Here is a 1759-nt window from a genome sequence, read left to right on the forward strand (position 1 = left end):
AGTACACGACTTTCCAGGGAAGGTGCTCTGAGACTTTTTTCTTTCTGTAAACTGATGACAGTATACAGAACAATCCAGAGACACGCAAGCTAATCATTATTACGCTATTTTAAGAGGTCAATAACAAAATACGCCTTCTCCTTTTATCTCGCCTTGGTGCTAGAATATAAATAGTACAAGTCAAAATGAGAATTCCTAATCTAATATTTCATGGTACAATGTAGGTACCGCACTGAAGGAGGATCTCATTATGGCAAAGCACTATGACAAACAATTTAAACTAGATGCAGTCCAGTATTATCATGATCACAGAGACTTAGGACTGCAGGGCTGTGCATCAAATTTAGGAATCAGTCAACAGACATTATCACGTTGGCAGAAGGAGTTGCGTGAGACAGGTGATATTGAATGCCGTGGTTCCGGTAATTATGCTTCTGAGGAAGCAAAAGAAATCGCACGATTAAAACGTGAACTTCGTGATGCACAGGACGCTCTTGATGTATTAAAAAAAGCAATCAACATTCTGGGAAAATGACGGAAGCCATTTATCTCGAAGTTACTGAGAAGGCATAAACTGCCCATAAGGCTGGACGCCGGGTTTCTGTCTCCGGAATGTTGAAATATCTCGGCGTTTCCCGTTCTGGTTACCGTGCATGGCTAAAACATGTTCCTTCAAACGCTGAACAGCGTCGTGAAGCGGTAAAAGCCAAAATCAAGGATATTTATGATAAATCAAAACAGAATTATGGTGCCCCAAAGATTACCAAAGAACTGCGAAAAACAGGGGAAATAATCTCTGAACGTACAGTTGGTAAATACATGAGGCAAATGGGAATCAAAGCTCAATGGGTAAAACCATGGACAATTACCACAAAAGATTCTGACTTCAGTAGCGAATTGCAAAATATCCTTGATGAACAGTTTAATCCGGAACGCCCAAATGCTGTCTGGTGTTCTGATATCACATATATCTGGACGATAGACGGATTTGTTTATCTAACCAGTATTATGGATTTATATTCCAGAAAAATCATTGCCTGGACACTTTCTAAAACACTGGAAGTATCCTGCGTGATTGAAACAATAAATAAAGCTAAAGCAAGACGTAAAATCGAAGAACCATTGATTCTGCATTCTGATCGTGGCAGCCAGTATGTATCCAAAGAATACAAGAGGATAACTGCCGGTATACAGTGCAGCTATTCGAAAAAAGCTTATCCTTGGGATAATGCATGTATCGAATCATTCCATTCCTTGATCAAACGTGAATGGCTGAACCGCTTCAAAATCCGCGATTATGATCATGCGTACCGATTGGTCTTCGAATATCTGGAAGCATTCTACAATACAAAACGTATTCATAGCCATTGTGACTATATGTCTCCAAATGATTATGAAGAACTGTATCGTAGAATCCAGAAAGACGAATTGCTGATGGCAAGTTAAGATGAGGAAAGCCTCATTTTAACTTGTACTAAATGTTGACATAGGACCACCTCCCTAAATAAGGAAAAGTATATAAAAATGACTGTCAGATTGTATTATTTAACAATTATCTTCCAGTCACTTTTAATAGAATTTTATATTTTTAATATCTAAATAGCATTCCCTCTTTCATACAATCTAAAGCATCTATGTATCCTTAATATCACACCTTGAATTTCATTTCCCGCCTGCAACAACTATATCGCAAATTCAAGTTAATTGTTTTTGTAACCCCCATTAGAATCCTTCCGATATTTCATATACACTTTAAATG

Annotated in this window: 1 protein-coding gene and 1 pseudogene; both read left to right on the plus strand. The window is 37.9% G+C overall.

The window, feature by feature from the left end; translation table 11 throughout:
• Positions 1–250 precede the first annotated feature (250 nt).
• The gene (locus tag JQM82_RS15460) at positions 251–535 is read left to right on the plus strand and encodes a transposase (RefSeq protein WP_235251305.1); all 285 of its coding nucleotides are present in this window, start codon (positions 251–253) and stop codon (positions 533–535) included.
• Positions 536–600: 65 nt separating this feature from the next.
• Positions 601–1446: pseudogene (locus JQM82_RS15465) on the plus strand (IS3 family transposase); the annotation flags it as partial.
• Between the last annotated feature and the right edge of the window lie 313 nt (positions 1447–1759).

This window comes from Faecalicatena contorta (genome assembly GCF_021531995.1).
GTDB lineage: Bacteria > Bacillota > Clostridia > Lachnospirales > Lachnospiraceae > Dorea_A > Dorea_A contorta_A.

Excerpts from the sequence above, each read along its gene's own strand:
- JQM82_RS15460 (WP_235251305.1), top strand. The coding sequence starts at position 251 with ATGGCAAAGCACTATGACAAACAATTTAAACTAGATGCAGTCCAGTAT.